Genomic DNA, 19,028 nt, shown 5'->3' with positions numbered 1-19,028 from the left:
GTCAGCCGGTGGAGGTGAGCTGACCGGCGTCGTCGGCGATGTCGTCGCCGGGCGGATGCGCGAGCGCGTGGTGGCAACGGTCCAGCAGCTCTCGCAGGGTCGTCGCGTCGGAGCAGGTCAGCCCGCGCAGCATGTCCTTCTCGATCTGCTCGGTCTCGGCTCGGCACTCGGCGAGTTTGGTCTGGCCGGTGGGGGTGAGCCGGGCCAGCAGGACGTGTTTGCGGTCGGGGCTGGGGTGCCGTTCGATCAGGCCCTGGCGCTCCAGGCCGACGACGGTCTCGTGCATGGTCTGCGCCCGCACGAACGAGCGGCGGGCCAGTTGGGCCGAGGAGAGATCGCCCCGATGCTGGAGCACGCTCAGCGCCGTGTACTGCACGGTGGTGATCCGGTACTGGCGCAGGGTCGTGTCGAGACGGGCCCGGATCGCCGATTCGAGCTGTTTGACGAGGTAGAGCGTCAAGGGGGTCTCGCCGATCATGGACCTGCCTCCCGTATCGGTTGTTCCGCTCGATTGTCCCGACTCCGGCTATTGACGGTGCTGTAACGAGCAGGCTACAACCTAGCAATCAGGTTTCCTGATAGCCAGACCTCTATTCGCGGGAGACCCCATGTCACTCTCCGCTGCAGCCGCGGTCGTTCACGGCGCGGGAAAGCCCTTCACCATCGAAGAGATCAGCCTTGACGAACCCGCCGGCCACGAGGTGGTGGTGCGGATGGTCGCCGCGGGGATGTGCCACACCGATCTCACCGTGCAGGCCGGCTTCATCCCGTTCCCGCTGCCCGGCGTGCTGGGCCATGAGGGCGCCGGGGTGGTCGAGCGGACCGGCGCCGGCGTTACCTCGGTCGCCCCCGGCGACCACGTCCTGCTCTCCTTCACCTCGTGCGGCGTCTGCGGCGCCTGCCAGGGTGGTCAGCCGTCACTGTGCGACACCTGGCTGCCGCGCAACCTGCTCGACGGCGCCCGCGCCGACGGCAGCGCGCCGCTGGCCGGCCGGGACGGTTCGGCGCTGCACGGCCACTTCTTCGGCCAGTCCTCCTTCGCGGAACGGGCCCTGGTCGACGAGCGCAGCGTCGTCAAGGTCGACCCGGACACGCCGATGGAGGTCCTCGCACCCCTCGGGTGCGGCGTCATCACCGGCGTGGGCACGGTGTTCAACGTGCTGAAACCCGTGCCCGGAGCCACCCTGGTGATCCTCGGCGCCGGCAGCGTCGGCCTGAGCGCGGTCATGGGCGCCGCCCTCAGCCCGGCTGGCCGGATCGTCGTGGTCGACCGCGTGCGCTCGCGCCTGGACCTGGCCCGTGAACTCGGCGCCACCGACGTCATCGACACCACCGAGGCCGATCTGACCGAGGCGCTCGCCGCGATCACGGGTGGGCGCGGCGCGGACCGGATCATGGACGCGACCGGAGTGGCGTCGGTCATCACGGCCGGCATGGGTTCGCTCGCCCCCGGCGGCGTGTTCGCCCTCGTCGGCGCGCCACCCTTCGGGACCACCGTGCCGGTCGACGTCAACGCGATGCTGCCCGGCCGGTCCGTGGTCGGCGTGACGATCGGCGCCGCCCAGCAGCAGTCACTCATTCCGGCCCTGGTCACGCTGCACAGGCAGGGCCGGCTGCCGGTCGAGAAGATCGTCACCGGCTACGACTTCGCTCAGATTCAGGACGCCGCCGACGACATCCACTCCGGCCGGACCGTCAAGCCGGTGCTGCGGTTCGGCGCCACGGCATCCTGACCGGCCACTTCAGACAGGGAACGAGACAGATCATGACCCAGATCCAGGAACCGGTCCACCTCTCCGGCCACTCGGCCGTACCCCTGCCGCCCGGCCGTCTCTTCATCGATGGTGACTGGCGCGACGCCGTGGCCACCGGCCGCCGCGACGTGATCGACCCGGCCACCGGCAGCGTGATCACCACGGTGGCCGACGGCGGCGCCGCCGACATCGACGCCGCCGTCACCGCGGCCGGGCGGGCCTTCGACGAAGGACCCTGGCCGCGGATGAGCGGACGGGAACGCGGCGACCACCTGCTCAAGCTCGCCGAGGTGATGAAGGAGCACCGGGAGGAGCTCGCTCGGCTGGAGAGCCTCGACACCGGCAAACCGATCGTCTTCGCCCGGATGGTCGACCTCGGCGACGCCATCGACCAGTACACCTACTACGGCAGTCTGGCCAGCACGGTGCAGGGCGCGACCCGCAGCATCCGGCGGCCCGGGTTCGCCTACACCCGCCGGGAACCCCTCGGCGTGGTGGGCGCCATCAGCCCGTTCAACTTCCCCCTCATCCTGTCCAGCACCAAGATCGCCCCGGCGCTCGCGGCCGGGAACACCGTGGTGCACAAGCCGGCGGAAGACACCCCGCTCACCGCGTTGCGCCTGGCCGAGCTGTTCGCCGAGGCGGGGCTGCCGCCGGGCGTGCTGAACGTCGTCACCGGCGGCGCGGAGGCCGGCGCGGCCCTGGTCCGGCATCCGGGTGTGCACAAGATCGGTTTCACCGGCTCCACGGCGACCGGGACAGCCGTGGCGGCCGCCGCGGCCGAGGGAGTCAAACCCGCGACGATGGAGCTCGGCGGCAAGAGCGCGCAGCTCATCTTCGCTGACGCCGAACTGGGCCGGGCGATCGAGTGCGCGGTCAACGGCTTCGTCTTCAACACCGGGCAGTTCTGCATGGGCGGCACCCGCCTGCTGGTGCACCGTTCGCACTACGAGACGGTGCTGGGCGCCCTGGCCGAGGCCGCCACCCACGTGCCGGTCGGTGACCCCCGCCAGGAGAGCACCATCGTCGGCCCGCTGGCCGGGCTCCGGCATCTGGAGAACGTCGAGCGGTACGTGGCCCTGGGGGAGGGCCGCGTCGTGGCGGGCGGCCGGCGCCTCGACATCGGCGGCGGCTATTACTACGCACCGACGGTGCTGGCGGACGTGGCGAACGACGCCCGGGTCGTGCAGGAGGAGGTCTTCGGCCCGGTGCTGACCGTGCAGCCGTTCGACACCGAGGACGAGGCCGTCGCGCTGGCCAACAGCACCCGCTACGGACTCGCCGCGGCCCTGCACACCAACGACCTGGCACGGGCACACCGGGTCGCCGCCCGCCTGCGCGCCGGGATCGTCTGGGTCAACTCGTACGCGGTGCTCGACGCGGCGCTGCCGTTCGGCGGTGTCGGCCACTCCGGGTACGGCCGGGAGAACGGTCCCGAAGGGCTCGACGCCTACCTGCAGACCAAATCGGTCTACATGCCGACCGACTGACTCCTCCTCGAGGCGCCGGCGGCCCACGCATCCCCGCGATGACGGCCGCCGGTCAGCCGGGGCAACTGACCTGGTACGGCAGCTCCGGGATCTCGCGAGCCCACTCCTGGGGCGTGAGGCCACGCCCGGTGACCGTGCAGCCGACCGCGGCCGGATCGGCACGAAGCCGGTTCAGCTCGCTGAGATCCCAGAGGGCGATGTGCCCGGTCCACCCGTGATCGGTGCCGACGACCAGAGTGCTCCCGTCAGAGCTGAACGCCATGTCGGTCGGGGTGTGGTACTGATCGATCTTCACCCGGGCGAGCCGTACCGGTTTGGAGGGCTGGGAGACGTCCCACAGGACCGCCCACGAGCCGTCCTCAGCGGTCGCCACCGTCTTGCCGTCCTGGCTGAACGCGACGGCGCCGACCTTGTAGGTGTGGCCGGTCAGCGTCGTCAGCCGGCGCGGCTTGGCCGGGTCGCTGACGTCCCAGAGGATCGCCGTGTGATCGAAGCTGCCGGTCAGCACCTTCGTGCCGTCCGGGCTGAATCGCACCGCCAGCACCGTGTTGCCGTGACCGCTCAGGACGGACAGTTGCTTCGGCGCCGCCCGGTTCGTGACGTCCCACAGGCTCACCGTCTGGATGGCGCTGACCGCCATCGTGCGTCCGTCCGGGCTGAACACCACCTCGCCGACCGAGGACGTGGTGAACGTCAGGGTGGTGAGCCTGGTGGCGGCCGCCCCGCCCGGAAGGTCCCACAGTTCCAGCTTGCCGGCGCCGCCGATGACGAAGGTGCGCCCGTCCGGACTGAACGCGAGCACGCTCGGCGACGAGACGCCGGTACGTACTGTGGCGGGCGCCGAGGGTTTCGCCGGATCGCTCACGTCGGTCAGGTTCACCACGCCCTCGGCGGCCGAGTTGGCGATCGTGCGCCCGTCCGGGCTGATCACCGCCCGTCCGAACGCCGTCAGTCCCGGAATGGGAACGGTGGCCCGCTGGACGGGCCGCTCCCTATCGGTCACGTCCCAGAACGCCGCGGCGCCGTCCGCTCCGAGGGTGGTCATCGACCGGCCGTCGGACCCGTACGACAGCGCCAGCAGCCGGTCGGTGTGGGCGGCGACCGCGGACAGGTGGCGTGGGGCGGCGAACTCGGTCGTGTTCCACAGCACCGCCGTGTCGGCGCTGTCGGCGGTCACGAGCGTCCGGCCGTCACTGCTGAAAGCCAGCGACTCGATGCCGCCGACGCCCGGCATGTCGCCGATCTGGCGCGGATATGCGCCCATCTGCCAGAGGATGGTCCGTCCGTCATGGTCGCCGGACGCCAGGACGCTGCCGTCGGCGCTGAACGCCAGCGAGAGCATGAGCGTCTCGTTGTCGTACTGCAGCCTCGCGGTCTGTACCGGATTGGCCGTGTCGTCGATGTCGTACAAGGTCAGCTCGCCGAGCCCGTTCCCGACGGCGAGCAGCGGCGCCGTGGGGCTGAGCGCCATCGAGAAGTTGGTGTAGGTGGCGTTGATCGTCGCGCGCGCGACCGGCGCCGCGGGATCGGTGACGTCCCAGATGTGGGTGTCGCCGTTGCCGTCCACGAGGGTGCGGCCGTCCGCGCTGAACGCGAAGTCGTCACCCGAGACCGAACTGCCTTCCAGGGTGGAGAGCTGCTTCGGCCGCCCGCGATCGGTCACATCCCAGAGCGTCGCGTAGCCGTCGCGACCCGTGCGGTCACCGGTGACCAGGGTGCGGCCGTCCGGGCTGAACACCGCCGAGTTGTACCGGCGGTCCGCGGGCAAGGTGGTGATGATCGCGGGACGCGAGGGGTCGCTGACGTCCCACAGCTGCGCGACGCCGTCGCGAACCACGCTCAGCGACTTCCCGTCCTTGCTGAGCGACATCCTGTTGTTCAGCGGGCCGGGATCACCGATCGTGGCGAGCCGCACCGGATCCGCGCGGTTCGACACATTCCACAGCGACACGACGCCGACCTTGCCGAGAGTGATGAGAAGACTGTCCGGGCCGTGTTCGACCGCCGCCACGTCGTCGATGGAGCCGGCGTACCGGGTCGACGTGATGAGATTGGCGACCTCACGGCGGGTCTCCGCCTCCGGATAGATCTTCTGTGCCGCGATTCCCAGCCGCATGGCCGTCTGCGGTTCGTCCTGGAGGGTGGCCTTGGCCTCGTTGACCAGCCGGCGACTGATGGCGATCCGCTGCTGCTGACTGGCGTTGGCCTGCTCGCGTGCCGCGTTCTCCTTCTCGCGTGCCGCGTTCGCCTTTTCCCGCGCCGCGTTCGCCTTCTCCTGCTCGGCCTCCGCCTTCGCGTCCTTCGCCCGCTGCTCCTGTTCCTTGGCGATCTTCTCCTGTTTCCGGGCCTCGGCGGCCGCCTCGTTGGCGAGCCGCTCCTGTTCCTTGGCGATCTTCTCCTGTTTCCGGGCCTCGGCGGCCGCCTCGTTGGCGAGCCGCTCCTGCTCCTTCGCGATCTCCTCTTGCTGCCGGGCCTCCGCGCCCGCCTCGCGGGCCAGCTTCTGCTGTTGCCGGGCGATCTCCGCCTGCTGCTCGGCGCGCTGCTGCTGGCGGCGCATCTCCTTCGCCGACTCGCGTGCCAGAGCGTTCTGCCGTTGCGCGAGCCGCTCCTGTTCGCGGGCCCGGGCCGCCGCGCTGTCCGCCCTGCCCAGTTGCGTCTGGGCCTCGGCCGCCGCGTCCCTCGCCCGCGCCTCCTGCGCTTCCGCCAGCTCCTGCTGCCGCTGCGCCTGGTCCGCGAACTTCGCCGCGCTCCCGCGCTGCACCGACGCTTCCTGCTGCTGGCGGCGCGCCTCGATCGCGGACGCGTTGGCCCGTGCCGCGTTCTGCACCGCGAAGACGCCGGTCACCGAAGCCAGTAGGGCGAGCAGCGCCAGCGAACTGACCGCCGCCAGCCGGAGCCGGCCGGCGCGGCGGTGCTGCCGGACGTCCTCACCCTCGAGATCGTCTTTGCTGACCCCGTGCATCGGGGCGGCGAGCTGGGCGATCGCGTCCCGGAAACGGGAGTGCCGCAGGCTCAGATGCTGATCGTCGCGGGCCCAGCGCAGGTCGAGATGCAGCGGCTCCTCGTCGAAGACACCCCGCAACGCCGGTGGCACCGCGGTCGACGCCTCGTCGAAGTCTCGCGCCCTCCGGTCCCACAGCCACTCGCCGTCGGTCACCACCGGCAGGATCTTGTCCGCCGACTTGGTGGCCACCCAGTGTTCGATCTCGCGATTGACCCACGGTGACCGCGCCGCCTCCGGCGAGGCCATCAGAACGAAGTAGTCGGAGCCGTCTATCGCGCGCTGGATGGACGACCACAACGCGGGCGTGACCGACAACCCGGTCTGGTCCCGGAAGATCCAGAGTGCCCGGCGACGGTTCCACGGCTTCGCCAAGTGATGAAGACCCCGCTGCACGGCGGGCGCAAGACGTCCGTCCGCCGCGTGGCTGTACGAGATGAACCCGTTGTACGACACGGTCATCGATTGTGCATGATGTCTTTCCCCGTCCGCGCCGGGCTCCTCAGGCCCGGCGCCCAGCTCAGCCGAAGATCCTCCAGCCCGTGGGGAACTTTCCGGGGCCGGTGGACGACAACCTGCCGTTGCCGCTGGTGAGGGGAATGTCGTCGTGAAGTGGGTCGGACCGGTGGCACCGGTCGCGGTGGTGGCGTTGCTGGTGGCGCTGGTCTTCGGGGGTGGGGTGGACGACACCGTCCTGCCCGGCATCCCCAGTCCGGGGCCGCTGACGTGGTGGGGGTTGCCGGTCGTCAAGATGCTCACCAACGTGCTGGGTGTGCTGGTGGCCGGGGTGACCGTGACGGCGGCGTTCCTGCTGCCCGGTGACGGTCCCAGTGTCTCCGGGCACGGCTGGCGGCTGATGCGTGCGGCGACCTGGCTGGCGCTGGGCTGGGCGTTCAGTGCGGTGGCGTTGATTCTCTTGACGGTCTCCGACGTGCTGGGGCTGCCGGTCACCGAACTGAGCGGCACCGCGATCACCGGCTTCGCGGTGTCGATCTCGCAGGGGCAGGCCCTGCTGATCCAAGCCGGACTCGCGCTCCTGGCGGCTGTCCTGACCCGGGCCGGTGTCTCACGAGGGCTCGCCGCCGCGACGGCGCTGATCGCGGTCGTCGCCGTGGTTCCTCCGGCGTTCACCGGGCACGCCGCCGGGTCCGGGAACCATCAGCTCGCCGTCTCCAGCCTGGCGCTGCACGTGGCCGCGGCCACCCTGTGGGTGGGCGGGCTGGCGGGTCTGTTCGCGGTGCGCGGGGTCAAGGCGCTCGCGGCGACCGCCGCCCGGTACAGCCGGCTCGCGCTGGGCTGCTTCGTGGCCACCGCCGTCAGCGGCGCGGTCAACGCCGCGGTGCGCCTCGGCTCGCTCGAAACGCTGTGGACGACTCGGTACGGCGTACTCGTGCTGACGAAGATCTTGGTCTTGATGGTGGTGGGCCTGGCCGGCGCCGCCCACCGCACGCACACGCTGCCCGCGCTCGCCGCCGGACGCCCGCGCGCGTTCGTGCGCCTGGTCGCCGGCGAGCTGGCGGTGATGGGCGCGGCGATGGGCCTGGCCACCGGCCTGTCGCGCACGCCGACGCCGGAGGCGGAGGACCTGGCCGAACCGGATCCGCTGACCGAGCTGCTCGGGTTTGCGATGCCCGAGCCGATCACGGCCGGACGGCTGCTCGGTGACCCGCTGCCGGACCTGTTCTTCCTGGTGGTGGCCGCTGCCGGGATCGGTGTCTACCTGGCCGGGGTGATGCGGATGCGCCGGGCCGGGCATCGGTGGCCGGTCGCCCGGACCGCCTTCTGGGTGGGTGGGATGCTGCTGTTCGCGGCGATCACCGGTCTCGGCGTGGCGCGATACGCCTACGTGCTGTTCAGCGTGCACATGGTCCAGCACATGGTGCTGTCGATGGTCGTGCCGATCCTGCTGGTCGCCGGCGCCCCGGTCACCCTGGCGCTGCGCGCGTTGCGCCGCCCGGCCGACCCGCGGGTCCGCGGCGCCCGGGAATGGCTTCTCGTGGCGGTGCACAGCCGGGTCGCGCGCTTCTTCACCCATCCGCTGGTCGCCCTCGGCATCTACGTCGTCAGCCTGTACGGCCTCTACTTCGGTGGGCTGCTCGGCACCCTGATGCGCTACCACATCGGCCACCTGGCGATGGTCGCGCACTTCGTGCTCGCCGGATATCTGCTGTTCTGGGTGCTGATCGGGGTGGATCCGGGGCGTCGCAGGCTGCACCCGGCGCTGCTCACGCTGATCCACTTCCTGGCGATGGTGGCGCACGCCTTCTTCGGGTTCGTGTTGCTGCAGTCCACCACGATCATCGGCGTGGACTGGTACGCCGGAGTGCACCCGTCCTGGGCCGACTCGCTGCAGGCCGATCAGCGGCTCGGGGCGGGGCTGGCGTGGGCTTTCGGGGAACTGCCGGCCGCGGTCGTCGTGCTGGTGCTGGTCCGGCAGTGGATCCGCAGCGACGAACGCGAGCAGGCCCGCCTGGACCGGGCCGCCGACCGTGCCGAGGCGGCGGGGGAGGACGACGACCTCGCCCGGTACAACGCGTTCCTTTCCACCGTGTCGAGGAATTGACACGCCGTTCCGGCGGCCGGTCGCGTACCAAGGAAAGGGGCCGGGCTGTGGAAGGGGCGGCGTGCGACGCTGGATCTTGCTGGGGATTCTCGGTGTGCTGGTCCTGGCCGGCGTGGTGATCGCCGTCCGGAACGTCGAGGACGAGCCGGAGGTCACCGCCCCGGCGCCGGCGCCTTCGGCGTCGTCCCGCCGCCCGGCGCCGGTGCTGCCGGTGTTGCCGGTCGGTCACTGGGAGGCCGCCTACCTGAGAGGGTGGGACTTCGAGCGGGAGAACGGCCTGCCCGCGAGCCGGTCCGGCGACAGCTGGAACCACTACAGCCTGTCCTACGACGTCGACGCGAACACCGCGATGTTCCGGGCCACCGGCCAGGCCCGCTACCTGGACCGGGCCCTGGAGTACGTGGAGAACGTGACCGCCTCCGCGCGGGCGTCGTCGTCGTTGCCCACGAGTCAGTACCGCGACCGGTTCCTCGGCTGGATCTCCAACCGGGAGGACCTGGAACCGACCGGTGTGGAGGTTCCGCTGTACGAGAGCTACTTCTGGCGGCACGCCACCACCCTGCTGCGGGTGATGCGGCAGACTCCTGCCGCCTACGACGACGCGGGCTACCGGCAGCGTTACGAGAGGCTTCTCGGCTTCGCCGAAGAGAACGTCTTCACCAAATGGCACACCCGGGGCGCGGCCGACAACATCCATCGCGAGCGTACGCACATGGCCGCCCACTGGGCCGCGATCGCCCTGAACCTGTCCCTGATCACCGCCGACGACGGTCGCCGGGCCCGCTACCGGTACGTCGTCGACACCATCGACCAGCGACTACGGGGCCAACTGCGGCCGCACCCGGCCGATCCGGCAGCCTACTTCTGGAACGACCAGTGGGGGTTGGAGAGCCGTCCCGGCCAGGACGTCAGCCACGCCAACGGGGTCCTGTCCTACCTGACCGAGGCCAAGGATCACGGCAGCTTCTGGACCGACGCCGACATGGCCGCGTTCAGCGCTCTGCTCACCCGGGTGGTGTGGCCGGGCGGCACGAGGTACGCCGCCTACGTCGACGGCACCGGCGACGACAACGGCTGGTTCTCCGACGGCTTCGCCAAACTGGGCCGGTACGACGCGGCCGTCCAACAGCGACTGGAACAGCACGAGGTCGCCAACCTGCACTTCGCCGCGAACATGGCCCTCAACGCCAGCCGGCTGAGCTGACCGACGGCCACGCCGGCGCGGACGACGGCGATACGAGGACGCCGGTGGGCAGACACGAAACGGCGGCCCGCTGAACCAGTCGGGCCGCCGTTTCGTGAAGCGTTGATCAGCGTGAAGCTTGATCAGCGTGAAGCTTGATCAGATCGGGCGGATGTTCTCCGCCTGCGGGCCCTTCTGGCCCTGGGTGACGTCGAACTCCACCTTCTGGTTCTCGTCGAGGCTGCGGAAGCCGCTCGTCGCGATCGCGGAGAAGTGGGCGAAGACGTCGGCGCTGCCGTCGTCGGGGGCGATGAAGCCGAAGCCCTTGTCAGCGTTGAACCACTTCACGGTGCCTGTAGTCATGTCTGCTCCTTCGCAGGCTGTTGGAGGCCGCACTGTGCGACCTCACACGCCGCTGCGTTGATCACCCGCGTCGGAACCGACACTAAAAAACGAAAAGCGCCTGGATGGGTTCAGATAACCCCAACAGGCGCCGAAAACGTCTACGGAAATCAAAACTGCAACGAGATGAATCTAGCACAGCATCGATGCGGTCGCCTCCGGGGGCCGGGTCCCGCCCCGGCGCCGAGCACTTCCGGCGGCACGCGTGCGCCGTCACTGTCCACGTCGTCCCGCCGTCCGAGCCCGCTTCGTTCCCGGCCGGCCATCAAGGCCCGCCGGTAGTTCCCCGACCAAGAACAACGCTAAGAAACCGATGGTTGATCAAGCTCTGATCCGGTAATTCACTTTGACTGGTGCGGACGAGGCGTTCGTGCGCCAGTGCCGGATCGGCCGCAACGTGCGGGGTGTGGCGGTCCAGCTGACCGGTGACCTCCGTGGTGAGCGGTGGCTCTCATCTACGCCGCCGTTCACCACGGAGGTCGCCGCGACGCTGGCTGGCGGCCCTACGGGAAGAGGTACAGCTCGGGCGAGAGCGCCAACTGGACAGCCTGATCCGTGGAAAGCACGGGCTCCGGTCGAGTCGCGACCGGTGCGTTACCGTTCACCACCTGGCGATCGGTGTTCGACACCTGCACGAGGATCTCGCTGTGACCCCGGTAGACCCGGGCGACGAGGTCGCGCGGGAGCTCGGCCGGCATGCCGTCGGCCGCGGTGCTCAGCAGCACGGATTCCCCGTTCGGCCCGCTCTGGACGCTACATTTCCCCATCGTGCTGCGGCGGCATTCGTCCACGGCCTGACCTGCCATCGACGGGTCGACAACGCCGACCATGACCGTCAGATCCCCGGTTCCTTCGGCGTCGTGGATCAGGGCCATCGCGTCGATCCGGTTGCCGAACGGCGGTTCGCCGCCGTGGCTGAATCCCAGCAGGGGCCCGGCCGGTGCGCCCGGCACCCGGGCATACCGCGCGTCCGGCAGCAACCGTGGCAGCTCGTCGTTGAGGTGACAGGTCACGCTCGTCGAAGCCCACTCCCGCACTTCCGGCGGCAGCGGCTGGTCGGCCGCGATCACCCCGGGAGGGCGAGGCCCGGGTGGGAACGGGCACGGCGCAGCAGCCGCGAAGTCCGCACCGGTGGAGGTACCGCTGGACACGACGACCACGCCGATCCCGACCAGCGTGGCCGCCAGGGCGGCCCCCGCGAACCCGGCCAGCCGGCGGGTCCGGCGTGACCGCCGTCCGGCCGTGAGGACCCCGTCGGCGGTCAGTCCCATAGCCGGCTCGGCGTCGCTCACGTACGACTGCAGCGCGTATTGCATTTCCGTTTCCTGCATCGGTTACTCCCTGGTGAGCGCGGCGCCGTCGAACGCCCCGCGCATGGATTGGATGGCTCGCGCGGTCTGGCTCTTCACCGTGCCCTCGCTGATCTCCAGCAGGGCGGCCACCTCGGCCACCGGCAGATCCTCCAAGTACCGCAGCACCACCGCGGCCCGTTGCCGCGGCGCCAGATCGGCCAGCGCACGGCGCACCGCCAGCTGATCGGTGGGGTCGGCGCCGCCCGCCGCCGCCCGTTCGGGTGGGTCGGCCATCAGCGACTCACGCCGCCGGGCACGCCGATGCGTCAGGAACACGTTGACCAGCACCCGCCGGGCGTAGGCGTCCACCGTCTCGTCACGGATGCCGGGCCAGCGCCGGTACAACCGCACGAAGGTGAGCTGTACAAGATCCTCGGCGGTGTGCCAGTCACCGCACAGGGCATAGGCAAGTCGGCGCAGCGGTTGCGCTCGTGCGCAGAAATATTCGACGAACTGGTCTTCCCAGTCGGCTCGGACCACCACGCCCCCTTTCAATCGACCACACCATCTACTCCGCGGAAGGCCGGAAGGTTGCATGCCACCGGCCGCGAATGGGCCAGGGCGGTGCCGCCGGTGGTACTCGTCGTTCTCGGCGGTGATGCGGGCGGAGGTCTGCGTCGAGCCGGACGTAGATGCCCCAGAGTGGCGAGGTGCCGGTGGCGTGACGTGGCCTGGAGTTCCGCGGCGCTGCGGGCTCTTGGCAGCCGGATGGCGGCCTGCCTTCAACCGCCGGCAGAGGTCTCGGCTTCCTGCGTGGCCGCGTCCAGGACGTATTGGGCGTCCGCGATGTAGGGCTGGTGCTGGTCGGGGTCGGTGGCGGCCAGTTCCCGCCACAGGGTGACGGCTTCGCGGGAGCTGGCTGCGGCCTCGCCGAGGTGGCCGGCTCGTACTAGCGCCTGATGGTGTTCGCGGAATACGCGGGCACGTGAACTCTTATCGGGGGCGAGCTGGGCAAGGGTCAGTCCTAGCGCGATCATCGTGTGTCTCAGTGTCACATCGGGTTCGCCGACGTGGTCGTCATCCGTGACGGCGACCAGGTCCTGCTCCGGCTCGGCGACCCACCCTCGCCGGTGCCCGAGAGCGACCACCGCGAAGAATGGTCAGTCAGTGACCGGCCGCCAACGGAATGAGTAGCCAGCGCGCGAAGCAGCTCTTCTCGTCGAGTTCCGTGAACCAGCGGACTTTCAGCCGGTAGGCCGCCACACCCACCGTGCTGATCAGTAACCCTGGATCGACGCCCCGCGACGGCGACCCGTGTTCCGCTGGCACCGGACCGGGCCGCGCCTGCTCGAACGGATTCGCGAACTCCCCGTCGCCATCGGCCGCCGCTGTGAAGACAGCCAGTTCGCCGCTGTCGACCGTGACCACCGCACCGTCGAGGTCCTCGTCATCTGGATAGGCCAACGCTGCCGCCAGTGCCATCCGGTAGTCCGGTCCGCTGGCCTGCACGAACGCCAGCACGCCGGACTCACCCTGGAAGACCTCGATCCAGCTGTCATCCCGAACGACACCGTCCCCGCCGACGAGAACCGCCATCCGCATGCCGACCGAAAGCCCTGTCTCCTCTGGCGTCAACTCCAGAGTCCGATCAAACTCCTCGTCGCTGTCTCCCCGCCAGTCACCACGCCCGGCGCTGTCGATGGCGAGGAACTGCTCACCGTTGGTCCACAACCGCCCGACATGAATCCACTCGTCCCGCATCAAGCCAGTATCTCGACGGACCCACCGGTATCCGCTCCTGGGCCAGGACTCCCTTGCCGGTTCATGACCTACCGTAGTTCCCCGCCTGGATACCGAGCCGAATACGCGACGGTTGATTACACGATTCCACCAGACCGCCGTGGATGTCGGGAAGCAGGCAGCCCCCCCCCGCCACGGTGACACCTCGTCGTGGCGGGGCAGTTTGTTATCGAGCGGTCAGCGGATGTGCGACGCCGTCGTCTCGGCTGTGGACAGGCAGACCACCAGCAGTCAACTGTCCACCTGTACCTCGTCGATCACCGGCCCGGCCGGGCCCGCCATGGTGGAGCGGAACTGGCATATCTCGCCCTTTCCGGTAACGAGGAGCCGGCCCGCGTCGCCGGGCTCGCGGTGATTCCCCATCTGCTCCGGCTGGACCTGTCCGAGGCCGTCGTCGAGGACGTCACCGCGATCGCCGCGTTCCCCGCGCTGCGGGTGCTGTCGCTGAACGGCGCTCAGTGGCAGGAGTTGCTGGCTTGGGGGTGGGATCCGCGGACGCTGGCCGCCGCCGAGCTCAACGGGGAGTACACCGAGGCGGACAAGGCGGCCTTCGAGCGCGCGACCGGCCTGGTTCAGGAGTAGAGGGAGGTCAGGGCGGCGGCCGGAGCTCGCGCACCGCCGACAGCCTTCAGCCTCGCCCGCCACGAGTAGCCACCGGACGTGATGGACACGATCACGTCATCACGCTAGACAAGAACTTGTCGCCGCCACGACAGGCACTCTTAGCTGACCGACCTGAATGGAGACGGACGCATGGACTGGCGCGACAGCGATGTGATCCCGTCGAAGTTTCTCGACGCGGAGATCGAGCATCCCGCGGCCGAGCAGTGGGCGGCGGAGGTCCTCTCCGGCGGCCACCCGCGGCTGCTGGTGCTCGGGCCGAGCTACAGCGGCAAGACGTACTTGAAGTGGACAGCGCTGCGCCGACTCCTGGCCGGGGGCTACCCGCCGGAGCAGGTCGCGGTGCACGACCGCGTCGGCGCTGTCAGGGGCGGATACAGCCCGAGCATCATTGACGACGGCCCGTCGGTGATCGCCCTCGACAACCTCACCGACCGAATCGACAACATGGTCGGTGTCGCCGAACGCTACCGAGGCACCGACGAGCCCGAGCTGCAGGCAATGATGGCCGCTGCGGACGCGTGCGTATCCGATGCCGTGGCCCGGCTCGCCCGCCGCCCCAACACCTCGTGGATCATGTGCGCGTCCGGGGTCGAGCAGTTGACCACCTTGCACGGTGAGCAGACCGCTGCGGTGGTCACCTCGCTCGCCGAGACGGTTACGTTGCAGAAGCGGCCGCTGAACATGGTCATGGACTGGTAGCGCGCAAGGTGGGGCACGGCGGGGGAGTCGTGATCTCGAGACAGACGGACGAAGGCGCGCCTACGTCACATCGCCACCGCCGACCGCGAGATCCGCCAAAGACGCTCCTCAAAGATCCCGGCTCGACTACGGCGAGTAGCTACAGCGGGTCGCCACGTCAAGAACTGGCGATAGTTGAATAGGCGCTCTCACCAGTAGGGCGGACCATCAACGCGGATTGGTATTTCGATGTGCTGGGTATCAAGGGGGCGGCGGGAGATGCCCGCCGACGGAACGGAGCACAATCATGCTGGTCCTGGGACTCATTCTTTTGCTGTTGGGCATCTTCCTGAAGGTGTCGATCCTCTACACGATCGGCATCGTGCTGCTGGTGATCGGTGCTGTGCTGTGGATCCTCGGCGCTGTCGGCCGCCCGGTCGGTGGTCGAAAAGTCTGGTTCTAATCTGTCTGTCGGCAACGTGGGAAGGGCGGCCGTTTCGAGCGGGCGCCCTTTCGGGTTTCCTGGGCCGAGAACGCGGCGGACGGATGAGCGTGCGGTGTGCTGATCGGGACGTGCATCGCTCGCCGACCGCGAACCGAGGTTCGGGGGACGGCGTGAGGTCCGGCGACCACGGGGCTGGGCTCAACAGGTGGGCCGGTACGGCAGTTCGGGAACGTAGCGAGCCCATTCCTCGACGGTGAGTCCCCGGCCGGTGATCGCGCAGGCGTGTTCGGCGGGGTCGGCGCGAAGGTTCTGCGGCACCGAGTAATCCCACAGCGTGACGGATCGGCTCCCACCGGCCGCCAGGGTGTGCCCATCCGGGCCGAACGCCAGATCGCGGGTCCGGAGCTGGGGGTTCGCAAGCGTCGCGAACCGGACCGGCGTGCTGCGATCAGTGATCTCCCACAGTCGCGCCTCGCTGATTCCGGCCGTTGCCAGGGTGCGCCCGTCGGGGCTGAACCCCAGCCAGCCCAGCGAGGTGTCGGCGCCCTGCAGGGTGGCGAGCCGGTGCGGCTGGGCCAGGTCGGCGATGTCCCAGAGTGTCGCCGTCCCGGTCCAGCCGGCCGCGACAGCCAGGGTGCGCCCGTCCGGGCTGAACGCCACCGCGAAGGCGGAGGTGCCCATGGAGAGCTCCGCGTGGCGCACCGGGGCGGAACGTTCGGCCAGGCTCCACAGCGACACGGTGTAGCCCGCGGTGACGGCCATGGTGCGCCCATCCGCGCTGAACTCGATCGAGCTGGGCGAGCTTCGGTCGGTGATCTCGGCGATCCGGACAGGCCGGGTCCGATCGGCCATGTCGAACAGCGTCGTCCGGCCGCCGGCGCGGCCGACGGCCAGCGTGCGCCCGTCCGGACTGAACGTCAGTGCGCGTACGTCCTCGCCGCCTTCGCTGATCGTGGCCAGCAGCGCGGGCTCAGCCGGGCGGGTCATGTCCACCAGCGTCACCACCTCGTCCATACCGCCGACGGCCAGGGTGCGCCCGTCCTGGCTCAGATCCATCAACTGGATCCTTCCGCTGTGCAGCGGACGGGAGGCACGCTCGACGGGTGCGGCGGGGTCGGTCAGATCCCAGGACACGGCCGTTCCCGGCGCGTCAGCGGCGATCAAGGTGCGGCCGTCGGGGCGGAACGCCACCCCCACCACATCTGCGGGAGACGGCCGGGTGAGCGCGGCGATCGCGTCCCGCGCGAAGGCGCCCCTGATCTTCCACAGCGTCGCCGCCCGGCGTTCGCCGCAGGTGATCAGCATCTGCCCGTCCCGGCTGAGAGCCATCGACCGGATGGGGCCGTCGCGGCCCGTCAGGGAGGCGATCTGGCCCAGCATCGTCGCCTGCCCCGGCAACGCGCCGAGCGAGAAGTTCTTCAGCCTCGTCGTTCCGCTGGAGTCGCTGAGGGCCAGCATGAGCCCGTCCGAGCTGAACGCCATCCGGGTGAGCGCGGAGTCTCCGGTCGCCGCCTCCGTCGAGAAACCGCGCTTCGGCTTCGCCGGGTCCCTCAGGTCCCAGGGGGCCACCAGGCCGTCGTCCTCCTCGACGGCCACCACCTGCAGCTTCGGGTGGAACACGACCGCCCCGCCGGCACGGGCCTTGCCGATCGTGGCGAGCTGTACCGGACGGGCCCGGTCGGCCAGATCCCAGACGGCGGCCGTCGTACCGCTGGTGACCGCGGTCCGCCCGTCCGGGCCGAACGTCAGCGAGTGCGCTGACGGCACCGTGGTGAGCGCGACCGGAGTCCGGCCGCGCGTCACGTCCCACACGGTGGTGTTCTTGTCGCGGTTGCTGGTGGCGGCGGTGCGACCGTCCGGGCTGAACGTCACCGTGGCGATTCCGGCGGCGTCGGGAAGCTCCGCCGTCCGTTCCGGGCGAGCCGGGTCGCTCACGTCCCACAGCACCGCCGGGGACAGCCCGTCGAGGACAGCGAGGGTCCGCCCGTCCGGGCTGGACGCCAGCGTCTTGTCGGCCGAGCCCTCGGTCCGCACGCCGGCGAGCCGGCGCGGCTGCGACGGGCGGGAGATGTCCCACAGCGTCACCGCCCCGCCCGCGTCGGCGGTGACGAGCACCCCGTTGGACACGAGGGCGACGTCGGTGACGTCGGCGAGGGCGCCGGCGTAGTGCGTCGACATGACGAGATGGCTGAGCTGGTCACGCGTCTGCTCGTCGGAGTGCAGGTGCTGCGCGGCCACCCCCAGCATGAGGGCCTTCTTCGGATCGTCAGCGATCATCGCCCGGGCGCGGGCGACCAGCCGCTGATTGATCGCGATCCGCCGCTGCAGTGCCGCCTCCTCCCGCTGGCGGCGCGCCTCCTCAGCCGCCTCCCGGGCCAGCCGCTCCTGTTCCCGCGCGATGCTCTCCTGCCGTCGCCGTTCCTCGGTCGCCCGTTCGGCCAGTTCCTGGTGCTGCCGTGCGATCTTCTCCTGCTGTCGGGCCCGATCCTCGGCCTGGTCCGCAAGCTCCTGCTGCCGGTGGGCGTCCTTCTCATGGCGTCCCGCGTTCTGCTGCTGCCGTCGCGCGTCGTTTTCGTGGCGTCGTGCGATCTCCTGCTGCCGGGCGGCGTCTGTCGCCGCCTGGTCCGCCAGCGCGCGCTGGTCGTCGGCGAGTCGCTCCTGTCGGCGAGTCTCGGCCGCGGCGGCCTCGGCCCGCCCCTCCTGCATCTGGGCGTTCTCCTGCTGCCTCCGGGACTCCTGCGTGGCCCGCTCGGCGCTGCCGCGCTGCTCGGAGGCGATCTGCTGCTGCCGCCGCGCCTCCACCGCCGAGGCGTTGGCCCGTCCGGCGTTACGCATCGCCAGGACCCCGGTCAGCGAGGCCACCAGCGCCAGCACCACCAGCATCGCGGTCGCCGCCGACCACAACCGGCGGGCCCGCCGATGCTGGCGTACGTCCTCGCTCTCCAGCTCGTCCTTGCTGACACCGTGCATCGGGGCCGCCAGCTGTGCGATCGCGTCACGGAACCGGGCGTGCCGCAGGCTCAGGTGCAGGTCCTCGCGGGCCCACCGCAGGTCCAGATAGAGCGGCTCCTCGACGAAGACCCCTCGCAACGCGGCGGGCACCGCCGTGGAATCGCCGGTGAAGTCGCCGGCCGCGGCGTCCCAGCACCACTCGCCGTCGGTCAGCACCGGCAGAATCCGCCGAGGTGACTTCGTGGCCACCCAGTGCTCGATCTCCTTGTTCACCCACGGCGAGCGCGCCGCCTCCGGTGAGGCGAGCAGCACGAAATACTGTGAACCGTCCAACGCGGTCTGGATCGACGACCACAGGTTCGGCGTGACCGCCAATCCGGTCTGGTCGCGGAAGATCCACAACGCCCGGCGCCGGTGCCACGGCCTGGCGAGCCGGTGCAGGCCACGCTGCACAGCGGGCGCGAGGCGCCCATCCGCGGCATGGCTGTACGAGATGAACCCATCGAAAGGCATGGCCCGGTCCCCGTGGTCGGCAATGATCGGCGGCGACCGATTCTCCACGCCGGCACCCCTCAGGAGAAGGGTGCCGGCCACAGCGGCCGCGACGGGTCCCGTTCGTCGAGACGGATTCGAACCCGGTGGTCCCCGGACCCGGCATCGAGTGTCGTATCGTCGGACGGTGCCCGATTCTGTAGCGAGCCGCGGTACCGCGGCTGTCACCCGTGCCGCCGCCGGCCCGCCGCGCAAGAGCGCCGGCGGTCAGCCGTTCAAGACGAAGGCCGAGAAGCGGGCCGAGGCCAAGGCCGCCAAAGCGCGCGCCCGGGCGATGCGCCGACGCCGCCGG

General features: G+C 70.2%; 15 protein-coding genes. 7 read left to right on the top strand and 8 right to left on the bottom strand.

The window, feature by feature from the left end; translation table 11 throughout:
• Nucleotide 1: 1 nt before the first annotated feature.
• A complete protein-coding gene (locus QLQ12_RS23820; protein ID WP_282762638.1) occupies nucleotides 2-478 on the bottom strand; it encodes a MarR family winged helix-turn-helix transcriptional regulator in 477 nt (158 codons plus the stop codon).
• A 130-nt stretch (nucleotides 479-608) separates the two neighbouring features.
• Here QLQ12_RS23820 and QLQ12_RS23815 point away from each other — a divergent pair, with 130 nt between their 5' ends.
• Both QLQ12_RS23815 and QLQ12_RS23810 read left to right on the top strand, forming a co-directional pair.
• Complete coding sequence (locus QLQ12_RS23815; protein WP_282762637.1) at nucleotides 609-1,733, top strand: NAD(P)-dependent alcohol dehydrogenase; 1,125 nt, start codon at nucleotides 609-611, stop codon at nucleotides 1,731-1,733.
• 32 nt (nucleotides 1,734-1,765) lie between these two features.
• Nucleotides 1,766-3,244, top strand: a complete 1,479-nt coding sequence (locus QLQ12_RS23810; protein ID WP_282762635.1) for an aldehyde dehydrogenase family protein — start codon at nucleotides 1,766-1,768, stop codon at nucleotides 3,242-3,244.
• A 52-nt stretch (nucleotides 3,245-3,296) separates the two neighbouring features.
• Here the strand turns inward: QLQ12_RS23810 and QLQ12_RS23805 are convergent, their stop codons facing one another.
• On the bottom strand, nucleotides 3,297-6,707 hold the full coding sequence (locus QLQ12_RS23805; RefSeq protein ID WP_282762633.1) for a TIR domain-containing protein: 3,411 nt from the start codon (nucleotides 6,705-6,707) through the stop codon (nucleotides 3,297-3,299).
• Nucleotides 6,708-6,852: 145 nt separating this feature from the next.
• Between QLQ12_RS23805 and QLQ12_RS23800 the strand changes: the two genes are divergently transcribed.
• Nucleotides 6,853-8,808, top strand: coding sequence for a cytochrome c oxidase assembly protein (locus QLQ12_RS23800; protein WP_282762631.1), 1,956 nt, complete (start codon nucleotides 6,853-6,855; stop codon nucleotides 8,806-8,808).
• 61 nt (nucleotides 8,809-8,869) lie between these two features.
• Complete coding sequence (locus QLQ12_RS23795) at nucleotides 8,870-10,012, top strand: hypothetical protein (protein ID WP_282762629.1); 1,143 nt, start codon at nucleotides 8,870-8,872, stop codon at nucleotides 10,010-10,012.
• A gap of 138 nt (nucleotides 10,013-10,150) precedes the next feature.
• On the opposite strand, the gene cspE is transcribed toward QLQ12_RS23795, so the two are convergent.
• The 5 genes from cspE to QLQ12_RS23770 all read right to left on the bottom strand — a co-directional run bounded on the left by cspE (nucleotide 10,151) and on the right by QLQ12_RS23770 (nucleotide 13,446).
• Nucleotides 10,151-10,354, bottom strand: a complete 204-nt coding sequence (gene cspE, locus QLQ12_RS23790) for a transcription antiterminator/RNA stability regulator CspE (RefSeq protein ID WP_282762627.1) — start codon at nucleotides 10,352-10,354, stop codon at nucleotides 10,151-10,153.
• A gap of 542 nt (nucleotides 10,355-10,896) precedes the next feature.
• Nucleotides 10,897-11,724, bottom strand: coding sequence for a hypothetical protein (locus QLQ12_RS23785; protein WP_282762625.1), 828 nt, complete (start codon nucleotides 11,722-11,724; stop codon nucleotides 10,897-10,899).
• A 3-nt stretch (nucleotides 11,725-11,727) separates the two neighbouring features.
• A complete protein-coding gene (locus QLQ12_RS23780; RefSeq protein WP_328518303.1) occupies nucleotides 11,728-12,225 on the bottom strand; it encodes a SigE family RNA polymerase sigma factor in 498 nt (165 codons plus the stop codon).
• Between the two features lie 242 nt (nucleotides 12,226-12,467).
• Complete coding sequence (locus QLQ12_RS23775; RefSeq protein WP_282762621.1) at nucleotides 12,468-12,833, bottom strand: hypothetical protein; 366 nt, start codon at nucleotides 12,831-12,833, stop codon at nucleotides 12,468-12,470.
• A gap of 16 nt (nucleotides 12,834-12,849) precedes the next feature.
• Nucleotides 12,850-13,446: a hypothetical protein gene (locus tag QLQ12_RS23770; protein WP_282762619.1), complete on the bottom strand. Its 597-nt coding sequence runs from the start codon at nucleotides 13,444-13,446 to the stop codon at nucleotides 12,850-12,852.
• 225 nt (nucleotides 13,447-13,671) lie between these two features.
• On the opposite strand from QLQ12_RS23770, the gene QLQ12_RS23765 reads away from it, so the two are divergent.
• The 3 genes from QLQ12_RS23765 to QLQ12_RS23755 all read left to right on the top strand — a co-directional run bounded on the left by QLQ12_RS23765 (nucleotide 13,672) and on the right by QLQ12_RS23755 (nucleotide 15,250).
• Nucleotides 13,672-14,067 (top strand): hypothetical protein, encoded by a 396-nt coding sequence (locus QLQ12_RS23765; protein ID WP_282762617.1) that lies wholly within the window; start codon nucleotides 13,672-13,674, stop codon nucleotides 14,065-14,067.
• Between the two features lie 171 nt (nucleotides 14,068-14,238).
• On the top strand, nucleotides 14,239-14,808 hold the full coding sequence (locus tag QLQ12_RS23760) for a hypothetical protein (protein ID WP_282762615.1): 570 nt from the start codon (nucleotides 14,239-14,241) through the stop codon (nucleotides 14,806-14,808).
• Between the two features lie 286 nt (nucleotides 14,809-15,094).
• Nucleotides 15,095-15,250: a hypothetical protein gene (locus tag QLQ12_RS23755; protein ID WP_092549807.1), complete on the top strand. Its 156-nt coding sequence runs from the start codon at nucleotides 15,095-15,097 to the stop codon at nucleotides 15,248-15,250.
• 180 nt (nucleotides 15,251-15,430) lie between these two features.
• On the opposite strand, the gene QLQ12_RS23750 is transcribed toward QLQ12_RS23755, so the two are convergent.
• Nucleotides 15,431-18,697, bottom strand: coding sequence for a TIR domain-containing protein (locus QLQ12_RS23750; protein ID WP_282762611.1), 3,267 nt, complete (start codon nucleotides 18,695-18,697; stop codon nucleotides 15,431-15,433).
• Nucleotides 18,698-19,028: the final 331 nt, after the last annotated feature.

The organism is Actinoplanes sandaracinus (assembly GCF_030009775.1).
Classification (GTDB): Bacteria; Actinomycetota; Actinomycetes; order Mycobacteriales; family Micromonosporaceae; genus Actinoplanes; species Actinoplanes sandaracinus.
Note: the sequence above shows the minus strand (reverse complement) of the source record. Positions and strands in the feature narration are given on the sequence as shown.

Bases quoted from the DNA above. Each gene is read 5' to 3' on its own strand.
- QLQ12_RS23820 (WP_282762638.1), bottom strand. From the start codon at position 478: ATGATCGGCGAGACCCCCTTGACGCTCTACCTCGTCAAACAGCTCGAA.
- QLQ12_RS23815 (WP_282762637.1), top strand. From the start codon at position 609: ATGTCACTCTCCGCTGCAGCCGCGGTCGTTCACGGCGCGGGAAAGCCC.
- QLQ12_RS23810 (WP_282762635.1), top strand. From the start codon at position 1,766: ATGACCCAGATCCAGGAACCGGTCCACCTCTCCGGCCACTCGGCCGTA.
- QLQ12_RS23805 (WP_282762633.1), bottom strand. From the start codon at position 6,707: ATGACCGTGTCGTACAACGGGTTCATCTCGTACAGCCACGCGGCGGAC.
- cspE (WP_282762627.1), bottom strand. From the start codon at position 10,354: ATGACTACAGGCACCGTGAAGTGGTTCAACGCTGACAAGGGCTTCGGC.
- QLQ12_RS23785 (WP_282762625.1), bottom strand. From the start codon at position 11,724: ATGCAGGAAACGGAAATGCAATACGCGCTGCAGTCGTACGTGAGCGAC.
- QLQ12_RS23770 (WP_282762619.1), bottom strand. From the start codon at position 13,446: ATGCGGGACGAGTGGATTCATGTCGGGCGGTTGTGGACCAACGGTGAG.
- QLQ12_RS23760 (WP_282762615.1), top strand. From the start codon at position 14,239: ATGGACTGGCGCGACAGCGATGTGATCCCGTCGAAGTTTCTCGACGCG.
- QLQ12_RS23755 (WP_092549807.1), top strand. From the start codon at position 15,095: ATGCTGGTCCTGGGACTCATTCTTTTGCTGTTGGGCATCTTCCTGAAG.
- QLQ12_RS23750 (WP_282762611.1), bottom strand. From the start codon at position 18,697: ATGCCTTTCGATGGGTTCATCTCGTACAGCCATGCCGCGGATGGGCGC.